A 16,908-nucleotide genomic window follows, 5' to 3' on the forward strand; every position below is an offset into this window, starting at 1 on the left:
CCATGAAGCCCCGCACCACCTTCCAACCCCGGCATCCGCTGCGTCCGCTGGCGCTTTCGATTGCCTGCATGGGCCTGGCCCCGGCGCTGGCACAAACCATCCTGCCGAGCTTCGGCCCGAACGGCTACACCACGCAGGGCGGCGTGACCGTGGGAACCACCACGTCGGCCACCAGCGTGGGCGGACAGGCGCTGGGCATCTCGCAGTCGTCGCTGCGCGCGATCATCAACTGGAACAGCTTCTCCATCGGTGCCAAGGACGCGGTCAACATCAGTCAGTCGATGGGCGCGTCCAGCATCCTGCTCAACCGCGTGACGGGCGGCGAGCTCTCGACCATCGCCGGCCAGCTCACGGCCAACGGGCGCGTGTTCCTCATCAACCCGAGCGGCGTGGTGTTCAGCCAGGGCGCGACGGTCAACGTGGGCGGCCTCGTGGCGTCCACGCTGGCACTGAACACCACCGACAACGACTTCCTCGCCGCCACCAGCACGAAGCTCGATTTCCTGCGCGACGACAACAAGAGCACGGTCGTGAGCAACGCCGGCGTGCTCACCGCCACCGGTGGCCCCGTGGTGCTGATGGGCGCCGAGGTGACCAACACCGGCAGCATCACCGCCAACCGTGGCACCGTCGCGCTGGCCTCGGGCCGCAGGATCAGCTTCGACCTGGGCAACGACGGGCTCACCAACCTCGTGGTCGCGGCCGACGCCATGGCCACCAGCGCCAAGGTGGTGAACGCCGCGGGCGCCACGCTGCAGGCCGATGGCGGGCGCGTGATGCTCATCGGCAGTTCCACCACGGCGGGCGAGCTGGTGGTGAACCAGTCGGGCACGGTGCGCGCGCGCACGCTGGAGAACGTCAACGGCGAGATCGTGCTCGGCGCCGGCAGCAACAACCGCATCGAGATGAACGGCGGCACGCTCGACGCCACCGGCATGGGCGCGGGGCAGCACGGCGGCACCATCCGCATCGCGGCGGGGCAGGTGCGCATCGAAGGCACCGGCGGCGGCGACCAGCGCGCGGTGATCGACGCCAGCGGCCAGGCCGGCGGCGGCAGCGTGTCGGTGCATGGCTACGACGTGGCGCTGTCGTCCACCTCGGTGCTGCGCGCCGACGCCACCACGGGCGGCGCGGGCGGCACGATCACGACGGCCAGTGCCCAGGGCCAGGCCCTGGTGGGCGAGGCCGACCCGGCACCCGAGCGCGAGTCGCGGCTGCAGGCCTACGGCGAGATGACCGCGCGCGGCGCGGGCGCCGGCAAGGGCGGTGCGATCTCGAACGAGGCCGACTCGGTGCGCGTGCAGGCCGTGCGCGTGGACGCGGGCGGCGGTTCGCAAGGCGGCGCCAACGGCAGCTGGCGCGTGAGCGCGAAGCAGTCGGACCTGGGCATCGTCGAGGCCGGCAACGTGCCGGCGTATGACAGCAAACTGCCGGCCTTCACCGGCGGCTCCGTGAGCGCCGGCAGTGTCGGCGACACGCTGGGCCGCGGCACCGACGTGACGCTGGCGAGCGGGCGCACCGGCCTCGGCGCGGGCGTGACCTTTGCGCCCGGTGTGCAGGTCGTCAAGAGCGAGGGCGGCACGGCGCGGCTGCGCGTCGATTCGGCCGGCAGCATCGTGATGAACGAGGGCTCGGCCATCACATCGCAGCAAGGCGCGCTGCACGTCGACTTCAACGCCGACGCGACCGGCCGCGTCGCCACCAACGCGAAGAACATCAACAACAGCAGCGGCAACCCTTCTGCGGAGACCGACTATGCCGGCGCCATCGTGCTGACCGGCGCGACCATCACGGCCAACGGCGGCGACGTGCGCTTCTTCGGCCAGGGCGACGCGCAGAACGGCCGCGCCATCGGTGGCATCGTCCCGCTCGGCGGCGACACCGGCGATTTCGTGTGGCGCGACGGCGTGACGCTCGCCGGCAGCCAGGTCACCACCCGCGGCGAAGGCCGCATCGCGATGCGCGGCCAGGGCCGCACCTGGATCGACGACCAGAACAACAGCGACTTCATCTTCCGCGGCAGCAACGGCGTGTCGATCACGGGCGGCACGGTCGAAGCGGGCGCCGGCGGCCTGCAGCTCGACGGCCTCGCGGGCTACGGGCGCAGCGGCGTCGCCATCAGCAGCGGCGCGGTGCTGAAGTCGGTGGGCGACATCGGCATCAAGGGCCAGGGCCCGACCTGGACTTCCAACATCGGCGGCGCCGCGGTGGGCGCCAGCACGGCGGTCGTCATCGACGACGCCACCGTCGCCGGCGAGCGCGACGTGCGCATCGAAGGCCAGGGCGCGAACCTCGACGGCCTGCGCACCGACACGGGCTTTGCGGCGGGGAACATGTCGGCCGGTGGCGGCAACGGCGTGGCCATCCGCGGCGCGGTCTCGGCCGGCGCGGGCCGGCGCATCGACGTGATCGGCCACGCGGGCAGCGAGGGTTTCAGCGCCACGCTCGGGAGCCCCGACATCATCATCACGCCGTCCACCACGCCCACCTACGGCGTGGCCGTCACGGCCGACGCCGACCATCCGACGGCGCTGCGCACCGACGGCGGCACCATCGCCATCGACGCCCAGGGCACCGACATCTCGATGCGCATGGTCACCTTCATCTCCGGCGTGGGCACCAGCGTCGGCACGCTGGCCTCGGTGGCCAGCGACAGCGGCAAGGGCGGCAGCATCTCGGTGCAAGGGCGCAACGTGCTCATCGACGGCGCCACGAACTCCGACGGCTCGCCCGCGGTGGCGCGCCTGGACGCCGGCGGCGCGACCGGCGGCGGCAGCATCGACATCGCGGCCACCAACGCCATCGCCGTCGGCGGCAACACGCGCCTGGAAGCCAACGCGGGCACGGGCGCGGGCAACGGCGGCAGCATCAAGGTGGTGGCGACCGAGTCGCTGCGCGCGCACGGCCAGCTCTCGGCGCGCGGCGGCGCGGCCGGCGGCGACGGCGGGCGCATCGAGACCTCGGCCGGGCGCTTCGACCTGCGCGGCGCGCGCGTCGACGCGTCGGCACCGGTGGGCGCGGCGGGGCAGTGGTTCATCGACCCCTTCGACCTCACCATCGCCCACGGCACGGCCGCGGGCACGCTGCCGACCAACCCCTACGACGCGGTCGCCAACTCGACCATCCAGGACGGCGACATCAACACCGCGCTCAACGGCGGCACCAGCGTGAAGATCACGACGGGCACCGGCACGGGCGGTGGCGGCGTCATCACGCTCGATGCCGACGTCGACATCAACTACACCGGCTCCAAGGGCCCGCTCACGCTGCAGCTGGACGCCGCCAGCGGCATCCAGACGCGCACGCCGGGCACCACGATCCGCGCGACCGGCGGCGACGACCTGAACGTGGTGATGAACGCGGGCGTCAACCCCGACGGCACGCCCTCGGGCAACAGCGGCTTCATCGACTTCGGGGGCAACATCCTCACGCAGGGCGGCAGCGTGACCATGAACGCGCTGGGCACGGGCACGCCCGGCAGCGGCTTCATCCGCCTGAACGGCGGGCAGGTCATCACCGACGGCGGCAACGTGTCGCTGCTCAGTGGCCAGCCCGGTGCACCCACCGGCACCGTGATCCTCACGCAGGACGTGCAGGTCGACACGCGTGTCGGCCAGAGCGACGCGGGCGCGGGCGGCAACGTGCGCATCGAAGGCGGCGACGTGCTGCTGCAGGGCGCGCGCATTGCCAGCGCCACCGGCAACGTCGACATCCGCGGCACCTCGACCACCTGGGACAGCGGCGTGGTCATCACCAGCGGCCAGCTCGGGCCGAGCACCATCAGCACCACCAGCGGCAACGTCACGGTGCAGGGCGTGGCGCGGCGCCAGGCCTCGTCCACCTTCGCGGCGGCGCACGGCGTGCTCATCAACGGCGGCAGTTCCATCACCACTGGCAGCGGCAACATCGCGGTGCGCGGCTACAACTTCAACAACGACCCCTCGGCGCCGGGCGTGACCGAAGACAGCGGCGTGCGGCTGGAGAACGGCGCGCAGCTCGTCACCACGGGCGGCGGCAACATCGAGGTCACGGGCCGTTCGCAGAACGGCGGGCGCGGTGTCGTGCTGCAGGCCGGCGGCGCGCCGACCGCGCCGGGCGCGCTGCCCGGCATCCGCAGCAGCGGCAACGTGCTGCTGCGCGCCAGCAACGACGGCAGCGGCGATTCGATCGTGATCGAGGCGCCGGTGGTCGCGGCCGGCGCCATCGACCTGCGCCCGGGCGGGGTCGATGCCAACATGGTCGCGTCGGACGACACGGCCACGCCCATCGTGCTGGGCGGGCCGACGGTCAACGGCTTCTCGGTGTCGGGCGCGGAGTTCGCGCAGCTGTCGGCGCCGACCATCGTCGCGGGCAGCACCACGCACGCGGGCGCCATCACGGTGGCCGGCGCGCTCACCACCTCGGGTGCGCTCACCCTGCAGAACGAAGGCGGTGGCGGCGGCATCGCGCTCAACGCGCCGGTCTCGGCCGCGACGCTGGGGCTGCTGTCGGGCGGCAACGTGAGCCAGTCGGGCGCGGGCACGATCACGGCGGGCACGCTGCTCGCGCGCTCGCGCAACGGCAGCGTCGATCTGCGCAACCCGGGCAACGACGTGGCCACGGTCGGCGGCGGCGCGGCCGGCGGCTTTGCCTACGTGGACGCGAACGCGGTCACCATCGGGCCGGTGTCGGTCACGGGTTTCGATGCGGCGGGCAACCTGCCGCAGGTGACGTCGGCCGACTCGATGGCCGCCAACACGGTGTTCGTGCGCACGCTGAGCGGCGACCTCACACTCGGCGCGCCGGTCAGCAGCACCAGCGGCACCGACCTCGTGGCGGCGGCGCGCTTCCAGAACCCGGGCGGCTACGGCATCTCGGGTGCGCTGTGGCGCGTGTGGGCCGACACCTGGGTCGGCGAAACGCGCGGCGGCCTCGCGGGCTCGGGCCCGCTGCCCAACTTCTATCACTGCGCCTACCTGGGCCTGTGCACCGTGACCGTGACGCCGGGCGACAACCACTTCATCTATGCGCAGCAGCCGACGGCCACGGTGGTGATCGCCGACGCGTCGCGCACCGTGGGCGCGCCCAACCCGTTCTTCATCTACAGCATCACCGGCCTGATCCTGGGCGACACCGGCGCGGGCTTCAGCGGCTCGATGTTCTCGCCAGCGCTGCCGGGCAGCCCGACGGGCCTGTACCCGATCAACGGCACCTTCACCTCGGCCGAGGGCTACGCGGTGCGCGTGGTGCCGGGCCAGCTGCGCGTGAGCGGCCTGCCGCTCTTGCCTTCGGTGGACGTGGTGCGCGAGCCGCTGACCTCGTACCTGTACGACCGGAACATCGGCCAGGCGCCCATCTGCCTGGCCACCGGGCCGCTGGACGGCGATCGCGCGCAGCAGGGCGCCGACGTGCTGGCACGCGAATGGTCGCGCGTGCGCTCGCGGCCCAACCTGCTGAGCTGCGTGAACACCGAGCGGCGCAACGGCTGTTCGGACTTTTGAGCAGGTGTCAGCGCGGTGCGTGATCGCGGGCCGTGAGCACGAAGAGCTGCGCCATCAGGTCCGCGAGCAGCCGCAGTTGCGGGTCGTCGGTGAGCGGCGCGTGCCGCCACGGGGCGACATGGGCCTCGAGGCCTTCGAGCGGCCCGGCGAAGAACAGGCGCCGCAGCGCACCGCCGAGCACGTCGTGCGCCGCCGATTCCGTCGGGCTGCCGAGGGTGCTGCCGGCATGGCTGCCGGAGGCGGGCGTGGCGAGGAAGGGCGAGAGCACCACGCCTTGCAAGCGGCCGTCTCGCAGGAAGCTGCCCAGCGTCAGGTCGTACGGTTGCAATGGCCCGTGCGCGAGCGCCTCTTGCAGCAGCGCGGGCAGCACGCGCAAGCCCTTCGGCGTGACGAGGTAGGCGACCGCGCCCCAGTTGTAGAGCGTGAGTGCGTCGAGAAAGTCGATGCCCGACAGTGCATGGCGCGGCGCGCCGCTGCCTTGCGGCGGCAGGCGCCGTTGCAGGCTGTGCCAGAGCGCGAGCAGGTGCTGCGTCGAGGTCACGGGCTGGCATTCGAGGAACGCGATGTCGCAGCCTTCCGCTTCCAGTTGCGCGAGCGCGCCGCTGCGCAGCACGGTGGGCAGGGCCTCGCTGAGCTGCGCGTCGTCTTCGAGCACCAGCAGTGCCTCGTCGGGGTTTGCGCGTGCGAGGGCTTCGGTGTGCGAGAGAAAGCAGGCGCGCTCGCCGGGCGTGATCGCCGTGTTGCCTGGCGCAAGCGTTTGCGCATCGATGGCTGCGTGCCGCCTGACATTCGTCAGCCCGAGCAGCTGCAACTGCGCGTCCATCGCGGCGCGGCGCTCGGTGCTTCGCTCGAGATTGATGTAGCAGCCTTGCATGGGCATCTCCGGTGCGTCATCGCTGAAGGAGCGATGCAGTGAACATCATGACGGCGGAAGGTCGAGAGGCTGACACGAACCGTCCGTGGCTCAGCGTCGTGCTGCCTTTCTACCGCAAGCTGGCCGAGTTCGAGCGTGTGCTGCCGATGAATGCGGGGTATTGGGCGCGGCCCGGCATCGAGGTGGTGATCGCGCTCGACGAACCCGGCGATGAAGCCGGCGTGCTGGCGCTGGTCGAACGTTTTCCGCAGATCCGCTGGAAGGTGCTGGTGAACGATGTCGCACATGCGTGGCGCCCGCCGTGCAAGGCCATCAACGCCGGCGTGCGCGGCAGCGCGGGGCGCTTCGTGCTGGTCCATTCGCCCGAGTCCGCCTACGTGGGCGATGCGCCGGCCCTGTTGCTAAACGCCGCGATGGGGCACGCGCGCGGCGTGGCCGTCGGCCGCGTCGGCTTTGCGCGCTTCGACGAACTCACGGACACGCTCGACGCCGTCTTCGCGCGCCAGGTGCCGCCCGAGCTGCTGCTGCAGACCTTCTACGGCTCGCTGTGCTGCGCGCGCGAGGCCTTCGATGCGGTGCACGGCTACGACGAATCGTTTGAAGAGTGGGGCGGCGACGACGACAACCTGCGCGTGCGCCTGGAAATGGCGGGCTGGCAGTTGCTGGCCTGTCCGGACGCGCACCTGCTGCACCTGTCGGCCGAGATGCGCACGGGCGGCGAGCAGTTCGACCGCGATGTGGACTGGATCAAGTGCACGCCGCACGAGGCGCGCGCAGGCGATGCCGGCTGGGGCCGCGATTTCGAGCGCATCGCGCGCGACGACAGCGCCCGCGCATGGCCCGCCGAAGCGCCGCACTGGCTGGCTGCCGCACCCGTGGTGCCGATGGGATCGCGCAGCCAGTGCGAGGTCTGCGCGCGCCTGCTGCACCACGGGCCCAGCGCCTTTCATTGCCCGCGGTGCGCGCCTCCGCCGAGCGCACCGCGTCTCACGTCGCGGCTGCGCATCGTCTGCGTGCTGCAGCTGCGCAACGAAGCGCGCTGTCTGCCGGGCTGCCTCGACCACCTGCGCGGCCATGTGGACGGCATCGTCGCGCTCGACGACGGTTCGACCGACGGCACCGCCGACATCCTGCGGCGCGAGCCGATGCTGCTGGAGCTGCTGTCGAACCCGCCGAGCGATGACGCCACGCACGTCTGGCGCGAGAACGAGAACAAGCGCCGCCTGCTCGAAGCGGCGCGCCGCCACGGCGCGGGCTGGGTGCTGGTGTGCGATGCCGACGAGCGCTACGAAACGTTGTTCCTTCGCCATCTGCACGCGACCGTCGATTCGCTGCCCGACAACCAGCTCGTCAGCCTGTCGCTCGTGTCCTGCGAACTCTGGAATTCGCCCGACGCCTGGCGCAGCGATGGCCCGTGGGGCCGCAAGTCGCGCGCGCGGCTGTTCCGCTTGCCGCAGAAGATCTCGTTTGAATCGAGTTCGGAATTGCACGGCCCGTGGCTGCCCGACGACGCGCAGCGCCACGGCCTGATGTTCTACAGCCGCTACCGGCTCTACCACCTGAAGAGCATCCGTCACGCCGACCGCGTGGCGCGGCGCGACCTCTACACGCGGCTCGATCCGGCGCGGCAGTTCCAGGCCATCGGCTACGACTACCTCGCGCAAGAAGGGCCGGGGCTGCAACTGAGGCGCATCGCGCCCGACCGCGAATACGACCGCAACACCTTGCCGCCCGACCTGCAAGAACCGGCTCAGTCGCCCAGCCCCAGCGTTCTCGCAAAGTCGCCGCGGTAGGTGCGCAGGCCCTGGTGCGAGAGCCGCGAGCGCGTGTCGACGTGCACGCGCCCGCCGATCGACTGCCAGCGGCGGCAGAAGCCGTAGTCCTCGCTGAGGTAGCGCCCGTTGCCCGGCTCGGCGAACACGTCGAAGAAGCGGTAGTGCGGCCGCGCCGCGACGACCGGGTCGTCCATGCGGTCGGGCGTGTAGCGCAGCTCGGGCAGCGCCTGCGCCATCTGCTCGAGCACGCGGCGCGCGATCAGCATGAAGCCGGTGGGTGCGTCCAGCACTTCGAGAAAACCGTCGGCGTCGACGCGGGCCCCCGCATCGTTCACGTTGACCGGAAACGCCGCATGCAGCGCCTCGAAGTCGGCGCGCGTGGTGCCGGCCGGCAGCGGCGCGCGCAGGCCGCCTTCGGGCCAGCCGTCGCTCTTGTGCGGGTACACGCCGGCCACCACGTCGCGGCCCGCGCCCAGCAGCCGCAGCGCGGCCTCGGGCTCGAAGCCGATGTCGGCATCGATCCAGAACAGGTGCGTCCAGCGCGTGTCGGCCAGGAACTCGGCGGCCAGCCGGTTGCGGGCGCGCGTGACGAGGCTGTCGCCGTCGAGAAAGCGCGTCTGCATCGCGAAGCCGTGGGTCCACGCGAGGTTCACCAGGCCGAGCAGGCTGCGCGCGCACTCGGTGCCGACCGCGCCGCCGTGGCAGGGCGTGGCGACGAAGGGGCGGACGTCTTTCAGGTCGATGGCGGTGGGCATGCGGGGTCAGGCGCCGGGCGCGCGGCGCCGCGTGGTGAGCAGTGCGCGCAGCTTGGCCGGCGCCACCGGTTTGGTCAACAGCGTCACGCCGCCGTGGCGCAGCCGCTGCAGCACCTCGGGCCCGGTGGCGCCCGACACCAGCACGGCGAGCGCGCCGGGCTGCAGGCGGCGGGCGGCATCGATCACTTCCACGCCGTCGGCGTCGCCGGCCAGTTGCAGGTCGCACAGCACGGCGTCGTAGACGATGTCGCCGGTGCCCAGCCGCGCCAGCGCCTCGGCGCCGGTGGTGACGCATTCGACCTCGCAGCCCCACTGCGTGAGCAGCGCGTGCGTGCCGTCGAGGATGGCGGGGTCGTCGTCCACCACGAGGCAGCGCAGGCCCGCCAGCGGCGCCGGTGCCACCGGTGCGGGCTCGGGCGGCGCGACGTCGGCCTTGCGCGCGGGCGGCAGCGTGAACGCGAAGGTGCTGCCCGCCTGCAGCGCCGAGCGCACGGTGATGCGGGTACCCAGCAAAGTGGCGATGCGCGCGCAGATCGCCAGGCCCAGGCCGAAGCCGCGGCGCCGGTCACGCTCGGTGTTGGCCACCTGGTAGAACTCTTCGAAGATGCGGCCCTGGTGGATGGGCGCGATGCCCACGCCGTTGTCGCGAACCTCGATGCGCACGCCGGCCCGGCTGCGCCGCGCGGCCACCAGCACGGTGCCGCCCTCGGGTGCGTGGCGCAGCGCGTTGGCCACCAGGTTGCCGACGATGCGCTGCACCATGGCCGCGTCGCTGCGCACCGCCAGGCCGCGGTCGCGCCAGTGCAGCCGCACCTGCGCCGCATTGGCGGCGGGCGCGTGCTGCGCGTCGAGCTGGTCGAACAGCGCGGCCAGCGAGACGCGCGTGATGGCGGGCGTGAGCACCTGCGCATCGAGGCGCGAAATTTCGAGCAGGTCGTCCAGCAGCACGCCCATGAAGCCGGTGCTCTCCTGCAGCCGCAGCACGGCCGGGCGCTGCGCCTCGGTGGCGCTGGGCAGCAGGCCGTCGATGAAGAGGCCCATCGCGTGCAGCGGCTGGCGCAGGTCGTGGCTCGCGGCGGCCAGGAAGCGCGCGCGCGACAGGGCGGCCTGCTCGGCCTCGGCCATGCGCTGCAGCGCGACGGCGGTGGCCTCGCGCACGCGCTCCTCGCTCACCTGGCGGTTGTATTGCAGGCGCTCGGCGAGGCGGTCGATGTCGTGCGCGAGCACGGCCAGCTCGTGCGTGCCGCGCGTGCCGCCTTCGACCACGTCGCAGCGCACCTCGAAGTGGCCGGCCTCCAGCGCCGCCACGGTGCGCGACACGCGCCGCAGCGGCCGCGCCACCGTGCGCGCCATGTGGCGCACCGAGGCCCAGGCCGCCAGCAGCGCGACCAGCGCGATGCCGATGCCGGCGATGAGCGAGCGGCTGCGCTCGTGCGTGTAGGCGGTGGTGTCGCGGAAGGTCTGCACCAGCCCGATGGGCGTGTCGCCCGCCGCGGTGGAGCCGGCCGGCGCGAAGGCGCTGGCGCGCGAGGCCTCGCGCAAGGTGACGGGCGCGCTGAACATGCGCAGCTGCGCGAGCGATTCGTTCTTCGGCCCGGCCGTGACGTACACGCCGGCGCTGTTGCTGATCTCCACCCGCGTCACCTGCCCGCCGCGCAGCGCCGCCGAAGCCACGTTCTGCAGCGCCGGCAGGTCGCCCGCGTAGAGGCTCAGGTCGGACATCGCCGCCACCTGTTTCGCCACGGCCTGGCCTTCGGCATCGAAGGCGGCTTCGAGTGTCTGCAGCCGGTTGTGCGTGAACCAGCCGGTGAGCGCCAGCGCCACGGCCGCGCAGGGCACGACGCCCAGGCGGAACAGGTCGCGCTGCAGGTTGCCGCGCACGACGAGCGAGGCAGTGGCCGGAGGTGGGGGCGGCGGTGGCGATTCGGTCGCCGTGGCTGCTCCCGCCGCCGTCGGGCGGGACAGCGGGCCTGGGGGGACCGGCGTGGTGCTCATCGCGGGGCTGCGAGTCGTTCGGTGAGCTCCCGTTCCTCCGGCGGACGCAGGCCGAGCCCGCGTGCCACGGTCGCGTTGATCCGCACGGTGGCCGGCGTGGCCGCCTCCACCAGCGGGCTGTTGTTGCCGGTGCTGCCGGCGCTGGCCACCTTCTGTCCGAGCTGGCGCGCCTGTTGCGCGAGCTGGCCGGGCGTGGAGACCGCCGCCGCCAGGCCGCCCGAGCGCACCAGCCCCTCGCTGGCACCGAACACCGGCAGGCCCGCGCCGGCACCGGCATGCAGCACCGAGAGCGTGGCGGCCTGGCTGTCGCCGATGAGGTCGGGCAGCACCATGAGGGCGTCGCTGCGCGGCACGAGGGCGCGCAGCGCGGCGGCGAGCGAGCGCGCGTCGGGCGCGATCTCGACCTGCAGGTCCCAGGCCGGGTTGGCGCCTTGCGCGGCACGCTGCAGTTCGCGCACCAGTGGCTCGGATTCGGGCGTGGCGATGACGCCCAGGCGGCGCTTCTGCGGCAGCACGGCGTTCACCAGCGCGAGCTGGTCGGCCATGGCCGGGTCGCGCAGCAGCACGCCCACGCGCCGGTCGCCGCGACGCAGGGCAGCGGGGCTGGCGGCCTTGAGGGTCTCGTAGTCGAGCCGGCTCAGCATCGCGAGCACCAACGGCTCGGCGCCGGGCCGTTCGAGGGCGGCGCGCGCGGCGGCCGTGCCCACCGCCACGGTGAGGCCCGCATCGCTCGCGGTGCGCAGGCTGCGCGTGCGCACGCCGGTGTTGGCGGCGGGCTCGGTGTCGGCGCCGGCCGGCTCCGCGGCCGGGGCGCCCGGTCCGATGCGCACGAGTTCGAACTTGCCGGCGGCCGACTGGCCGGTGCGCAATTGCTGCACGAACTCGGCCGATGCGGCCTGGTCGTCACCGACGAGCACCGTCAGCGTGGCCGCCGATGCCACGCGCGGCGCGGCGGCCAGGCACAGCACGAGGCCGACGGCCAGCAGCGCGTGGACAGCACGGTGCACTCTTCCGGAGAAAAGCGGAATGGGAGGGTTCACAGCGACGGACATGGACTGCTTTGTGCAGCGAGAGGCAATGGTCCAATGTAAGGACGCGCCCTGTTTCCCGCGATAAGGCGGAGGGCTTATGCCCGCATGCGCGAGGGCCTGCGCGTGTGAGGAAGATCACACCGCGGCGGCTGCTTGGTCTATGTCCGACGGACTACCCGGCGCCTACAGGGAAGGTACCGTGTCAGAGGCCCGCGGCCACCATCAGCGCGGCCGCGCGCTGCGCCTGGATCGCCTGGCGCAGCACGCGCGGCGACACCGGCTTGTAGAGCACGGCGATGCCGGCGGCGGCCACTTCGCGCAGCCGGTCGGGCTTGGTCTCGCCGGTGACCAGCAGGCGCGCGGTGCCGGCGCCGATGCCGTTCGGGTGGCGCTCGAGCGCGGCGATCACATCCAGGCCGTTGTCGCCGCCCTGCAGCAGCAGGTCGCTCACCACCACGTCGGGCGGCGTGTCCCAGTGGTCGGCCAGCGCCAGCGCCTCGGCGCGCGTCTGCGCGGCCAGCACGGTGGCGCCCCAGTTGGACAGCACCACGCTCAGGCCTTCGAGGATCGTGCGCTCGTCGTCGATGACCAGGATGCGCAGGTCCGCCAGGCTGTCGCCGTTGCTCTCGTCGTCGGCGCTGGCCGCCGCGGGCGCCGGTGCCACCGGCGCCGGCAGCGCGGCGGGAGCGGCGCGCACCTGCACGCGCACGCAGGTGCCCTTGTGCAGGCGCGAGCTGAGCTCGACGCGCGTGTTCAGAAGTTCGGCCAGCCGCTGCACCGTGGCCAGCCCCAGGCCCATGCCGCGCGCGCCGCCGGGCGCGTTGCTGCGGCTGGCCGGCTCGACCTGGTAGAACTCCTCGAACACCCGCGCCTGGTGGTGCGCGGCAATGCCCACGCCGGTGTCGACCACGTCGATGCGCACGCCCTTGCCGCGGGCGCGCGCGCCGATCAGCACGCCGCCCTCGACCGTGTGGCGCAGCGAGTTCGACACCAGGTTGTTCAGGATGCGCGAGAGCATCACGTAGTCGCAGCGCACCCACAGCTCGGTCTTGCGCACCACCAGCCGCAGGCCCTGCTGCTCGGCCACGGGGCGGAAGTTGCGGCTGATCTCGTCGAACAGACGGTCCAGCGGAAAGTCGGCCCACTGCGGCTGCAGCACGCCGGCGTCGAGCTGCGACAGGTTCAGCAGTTCCGAGAACAGCCGGTCGAGCGAATCCACGCACTCGCGGATGTGGCCGATGCGTTGCAGCTTCACCGGGTCGGTCTCGCCATTGGCCAGCCCGTCGGAGAACAGCGTGAGCGCATGCAGCGGCTGGCGCAGGTCGTGGCTGGCGGCGGCCAGCAGCCGCGTCTTGGCCTGGCTGGCCACCTCGAGCAACTGGTTCTTGCGCGCCAGCTCGGCCGTGGCCTCGTTGATGCGGCTTTGCAGCAGCCGGTGGCTTTCGGCAAGCGCGCGTGCCGCCTGGTTGAAGCCGTGCTGCAGGTGGCGCACCTCCGAGGTGCCTTCGATCGCCACGCTGGCGGCTTCGCCCGCGCCGAGCCGGTCGACCGCCTCGCCCAGCGCGCGGATCGGCTCGCTGATGCGGCGCGCCGCCCACCAGCCGGCCAGCCCCACGCCGAGCAGGCTCATGGCCAGCACCAGCGCCACGTTGAGCCAGACCGAGCGGCGCGCGCTCTGCACCGCGTCCAGCCCGATCTCGACCATCACCTTGCCGTTGTGGCGCCCGTCGTCGCTGACGATCGGCACCACCACCTGCAGGCCCTCGCCGCGGCGGCGGTCGACGGTCTCGGAGTTGGCGACGATCTCGCCGTCTTCCGTCCAGATCTGCACCTGCTGCACGTGCGGCTGATAGGTGCCGGTCTGCGCGGTGCGCGCCAGCGCGCGGCGGTCCATGCGCGCCAGCGGCGCCTGCGCCACCGTGGCCACCTGCAGCGCCACCGTCTGCGCGTTGGCGCGCATCAGCTCGGTGAGGTTGCCCAGGTGCTGGCGCGTGAGCACCGCGATGGCCACCAGCGTGGCCGCCGTGGCCGGCACCAGCGCCAGCAGGATCAGCTGCTGGGCGAAGGTGAGGCGGGCCAGCCCGCGCAGGAGGCGGAAGTTCCAGTTCATGAAGGCCTTGAACGCATGGGGCGCGAGCTTAGGGCCACGGCCCCGAACAGGGAAGACCGGAAAAACATCACGAGAAAGACTCGCATTTGGGATGTAATGGCGTCCGCGTCGCCCATGTTAGACCCCGCCGGCTCGCCGCGGGCCCCGTGTCTTCCGCTCCTTCCATGCACGCCTTCTTGCGTCGTTTCGGCAGTTTCCCCGGCACCGGCCGCCGTGCGGCCCTGGCGCTGGCCATGGGGCTCCTGCTGCTGCCGCTGCCGGCGGCGGCGCAGGCTGCGGCGCCCGCCGCGGACGCGCCGGTGCGCTTCGGCATCCTGCCGCTGGGCGGAGCCTTCGAGTCGCGCAGCGACTGGGACCCGCTGCTGGCCGAACTCAGCCGCGCCATCCAGCGGCCGGTGAGCGTGCTCTCGGTCAATTCGTACGAGGCGCTGGAGCAGGCCATCCAGCGCGGCGAAGTCGACATGGCGTTCCTGTCGGGAAAGATGGCGCTCGACGCCGTGAGCCAGAAGCGCATGAAGGTCGTGGCCCAGGTCGTGCGGCACGATGGCCTGCCCGGCTACCGCGGGCTGCTGCTCACGCGCAAGGCGCCGCCCTTCAACACGCTGAAAAACCTCGTCGACCAGCCCGAGCGCTGGCGCCTGGCGCGCGGTGAGCGGCAGTCGGTGTCGGGCTTCATCGTGCCGCAGCTGCAGTTCTTTCTGCCGAACCACATCGTCATGGAGACGCGTTTCCTGAGCGAGGTGGTCGGCACCCACCAGGCCAATGCGCTGGCCGTGGCCAACAACGAGGCCGACGTGGCCACCAACAACTCGGCCGATTTCGAGCGCTTCAAGCTGCGCTTTCCGGCCGAGGCGCAGCGGCTGCAGGTGCTGTGGGAGTCGGAGCTGATCCCGCACGCGCAGATCGTCGTGCGCCGCGAGTACCCGCCCGAGCTGCGCCTGCGCGTGCAGGCCTTCCTGGTCGCCTACGGCCGCGGCAAGGGAGCGCGCGGCGACGCCGAGCGCGGGGTGCTCAAGTCGCTGCACGACCTGGCGGGTTTCGTGGCCGCCGACAACAGCTCGCTGCTGCCCGCCGCCAAGCTGGCCTACCAGCTCGCCATGCAGAACGCGAAGACCGCGCAGTGGGTCAACGACGCGGCGCGCCAGGCGCGGCTGCAGCGCCTGGAGAGCGGCTATGCCGAGCAGCTCGCCGTCTTGAAGGATGTGAGCCCTTGAACCGTCGCACGATGCTCGCGCTGGCCGTGTCGTCGCTGATGGCGCCATGGCTGGCGGGCGCGCAGCCTGCGCCAGCGTCCTCCGCCAAAGGCCCGCTGGTGATCAAGGAAGTGCGCTTCGGCGTGCTGCCGCTGGGCGGCACCGTCGAGTCGCGCGCCTTGTGGACGCCGCTCATGGCCGACATGAGCCGTGCGCTGGGCCTGCCCGTCAGCGCGTACTCGGTGCCGTCGTACGAAGAGCTCGACCGTGCCATCGGCCGCGACGAGATCGACATGGCCTTTCTCTCCGCCAAGATGGCGCTCGACGCCGTCATGCAGCGGCGCATGAAGGTGGTGGCGCAGATCGCGCGGCGCGACGGCATGCCCGAGCACCGCGCCGTGCTGCTGGCGCGCAAGACCGGCCCGCTCAACACGCTCGAGGGCCTGCTGGCCCAGCCCGAGCGCTGGCGGCTCGCGCGCGGCGACAGCCGCTCGGTCACCGGCTTCATCGTGCCGCAGAGCCAGCTCTTCTTGCCGAACCAGATCGAGATGGAAACCCGCTTTCGCAGCGAGTTCGTCGGCACCCACCAGGCCACCGCGCTGGCCGTGGCCAACGGCGACGCCGACGTGGCCACCAACAACACCACCGACTTCGAGCGCTTCCGCCAGCAGTTCCCGGTCGAGGCCGCGCGGCTGCAGGTGATCTGGGAATCCGAGCCGCCGCCCGGCGCACCGATGGTGGTGCGCCGCGACTACCCGCCCGAGTTCCAGGCGAAGCTGCAGGCCTTCCTCGTCGGCTACGGCAAGGGCAAGGGCCCGCGCGCCGACGCCGAGCGCGAGGTGCTGAAGAACCTGCGCGCGGCGTACGGCTACGTCGCGGCGGACGACAGCGCGCTGCTGCCGGAAGCCAAGCTGGAATACCAGCTGGGGCGACAGCGCGCGCTGTCGGCGGCGTGGGTCAACGATGCGGCGCGGGAGCAGCGGCTGCAGCGGATCGAGAAGGCGTATGCGGCGCAGGTGGAGGCGCTGAAGGCGTCGAGCGCTTCCCGCTGAGGCACGGCCCGCGCAGGCCGCGCCCATGACAAATCACTCGCTTTGCGCGGGTATCTGAAGACACGTCGCGGCGGGCGACCATTGTTGTCATTGCAAACGCGTGGTGGCTTCCACACTGCGCGACCTCTTTCCGGGTGAAGGCTGTAGTCGTCGAAGGCGTTCTTGCGAACGGCTTTGTGCGGTGTGCGTTGCGCGTCGGCGAGAGGACGGGGCGAGAGCCCGCATCCGACAACAACGATCTCTATCGGGAAGGCAGTCACGCAATGAAGACCTACAAGATATTCAAGGACCCCCTCGGCAGTGTGCAGGCCATCAAGGACGGGTGGAGCTGGCCGGGATTTTTCTTCGGGGCGTTCTGGGCCCTTTTCCATCGCATGTGGTGGGTGGGGCTGGGCCTTATGGGCTTGGCGATGCTCATCATCCTCGGAGAAGACACCATAGGAACGGCAGCCACGGACGGGTTGCTCAACGTGCTTTCTGTCATCGTGTCAGTGGGGTTCGGTATGGGTGGGAACGCCTTGCGCGTGGGACAACAGATTCGCAGGGGCTATGAGGAGATTGCGGTGGTGCAAGCCGCCAATGTGGAGATGGCGCTGATTCAGGGGCATGCGGCAGCGGCAATGAAGCCCGGGACGCTCTGAGA

At 71.9% G+C, this 16,908-nt stretch carries 10 protein-coding genes; 5 read left to right on the forward strand and 5 right to left on the reverse strand.

The genetic code is table 11. From position 1 onward, the window contains the following. Nucleotides 1-2 precede the first annotated feature (2 nt). Complete coding sequence (locus AC07OX_RS29135; protein ID WP_495262742.1) at nt 3-5,480, forward strand: two-partner secretion domain-containing protein; 5,478 nt, start codon at nt 3-5, stop codon at nt 5,478-5,480. A gap of 7 nt (nt 5,481-5,487) precedes the next feature. Here AC07OX_RS29135 and AC07OX_RS29140 read toward each other — a convergent pair whose 3' ends face one another. Further along, nucleotides 5,488-6,354 carry a glycosyltransferase family 25 protein gene (locus tag AC07OX_RS29140; protein WP_495262743.1) on the reverse strand — a complete coding sequence of 289 codons (867 nt, stop codon included), beginning with the start codon at nt 6,352-6,354 and terminating at the stop codon, nt 5,488-5,490. Nucleotides 6,355-6,401: 47 nt separating this feature from the next. Between AC07OX_RS29140 and AC07OX_RS29145 the strand changes: the two genes are divergently transcribed. Further along, nucleotides 6,402-8,147, forward strand: a complete 1,746-nt coding sequence (locus tag AC07OX_RS29145) for a glycosyltransferase family 2 protein (protein ID WP_495262777.1) — start codon at nt 6,402-6,404, stop codon at nt 8,145-8,147. Here the strand turns inward: AC07OX_RS29145 and AC07OX_RS29150 are convergent. The 4 genes from AC07OX_RS29150 to AC07OX_RS29165 all read right to left on the reverse strand — a co-directional run bounded on the left by AC07OX_RS29150 (nt 8,105) and on the right by AC07OX_RS29165 (nt 14,020). Next, a complete protein-coding gene (locus AC07OX_RS29150) occupies nt 8,105-8,884 on the reverse strand; it encodes a hypothetical protein (protein ID WP_495262744.1) in 780 nt (259 codons plus the stop codon). The two genes, AC07OX_RS29145 and AC07OX_RS29150, sit on opposite strands and share 43 nt — an antisense overlap. A gap of 6 nt (nt 8,885-8,890) precedes the next feature. Continuing rightward, on the reverse strand, nt 8,891-10,879 hold the full coding sequence (locus tag AC07OX_RS29155; RefSeq protein ID WP_495262745.1) for a hybrid sensor histidine kinase/response regulator: 1,989 nt from the start codon (nt 10,877-10,879) through the stop codon (nt 8,891-8,893). Further along, nucleotides 10,876-11,886 (reverse strand): ABC transporter substrate binding protein, encoded by a 1,011-nt coding sequence (locus AC07OX_RS29160; protein ID WP_495262746.1) that lies wholly within the window; start codon nt 11,884-11,886, stop codon nt 10,876-10,878. Before AC07OX_RS29160 ends, AC07OX_RS29155 begins: the two co-directional genes overlap by 4 nt. Nucleotides 11,887-12,112: 226 nt before the next feature. Next, a complete protein-coding gene (locus AC07OX_RS29165; protein WP_495262747.1) occupies nt 12,113-14,020 on the reverse strand; it encodes an ATP-binding response regulator in 1,908 nt (635 codons plus the stop codon). Between the two features lie 164 nt (nt 14,021-14,184). On the opposite strand from AC07OX_RS29165, the gene phnD (AC07OX_RS29170) reads away from it, so the two are divergent. The 3 genes from phnD (AC07OX_RS29170) (at nt 14,185) to AC07OX_RS29180 (ending at nt 16,906) form a co-directional block, all read left to right on the forward strand. Then, nucleotides 14,185-15,234, forward strand: a complete 1,050-nt coding sequence (gene phnD / locus AC07OX_RS29170) for a phosphate/phosphite/phosphonate ABC transporter substrate-binding protein (RefSeq protein WP_495262748.1) — start codon at nt 14,185-14,187, stop codon at nt 15,232-15,234. A gap of 11 nt (nt 15,235-15,245) precedes the next feature. Next, nucleotides 15,246-16,265 (forward strand): phosphate/phosphite/phosphonate ABC transporter substrate-binding protein, encoded by a 1,020-nt coding sequence (gene phnD, locus AC07OX_RS29175; RefSeq protein WP_495262778.1) that lies wholly within the window; start codon nt 15,246-15,248, stop codon nt 16,263-16,265. Nucleotides 16,266-16,528: 263 nt separating this feature from the next. Then, entirely contained in the window at nt 16,529-16,906 is a 378-nt protein-coding gene (locus AC07OX_RS29180; protein WP_495262749.1) for a DUF2628 domain-containing protein, read from the forward strand. The last annotated feature ends 2 nt before the right edge of the window (nt 16,907-16,908 follow it).

This window comes from Variovorax sp. GW821-FHT09D07 (assembly GCF_059416345.1).

Bases quoted from the DNA above. Each gene is read 5' to 3' on its own strand.
- AC07OX_RS29135 (WP_495262742.1), top strand. From the start codon at position 3: ATGAAGCCCCGCACCACCTTCCAACCCCGGCATCCGCTGCGTCCGCTG.
- AC07OX_RS29140 (WP_495262743.1), bottom strand. From the start codon at position 6,354: ATGCAAGGCTGCTACATCAATCTCGAGCGAAGCACCGAGCGCCGCGCC.
- AC07OX_RS29145 (WP_495262777.1), top strand. From the start codon at position 6,402: ATGACGGCGGAAGGTCGAGAGGCTGACACGAACCGTCCGTGGCTCAGC.
- AC07OX_RS29150 (WP_495262744.1), bottom strand. From the start codon at position 8,884: ATGCCCACCGCCATCGACCTGAAAGACGTCCGCCCCTTCGTCGCCACG.
- AC07OX_RS29155 (WP_495262745.1), bottom strand. From the start codon at position 10,879: ATGAGCACCACGCCGGTCCCCCCAGGCCCGCTGTCCCGCCCGACGGCG.
- AC07OX_RS29165 (WP_495262747.1), bottom strand. From the start codon at position 14,020: ATGAACTGGAACTTCCGCCTCCTGCGCGGGCTGGCCCGCCTCACCTTC.
- phnD (WP_495262748.1), top strand. From the start codon at position 14,185: ATGCACGCCTTCTTGCGTCGTTTCGGCAGTTTCCCCGGCACCGGCCGC.
- phnD (WP_495262778.1), top strand. From the start codon at position 15,246: ATGCTCGCGCTGGCCGTGTCGTCGCTGATGGCGCCATGGCTGGCGGGC.
- AC07OX_RS29180 (WP_495262749.1), top strand. From the start codon at position 16,529: ATGAAGACCTACAAGATATTCAAGGACCCCCTCGGCAGTGTGCAGGCC.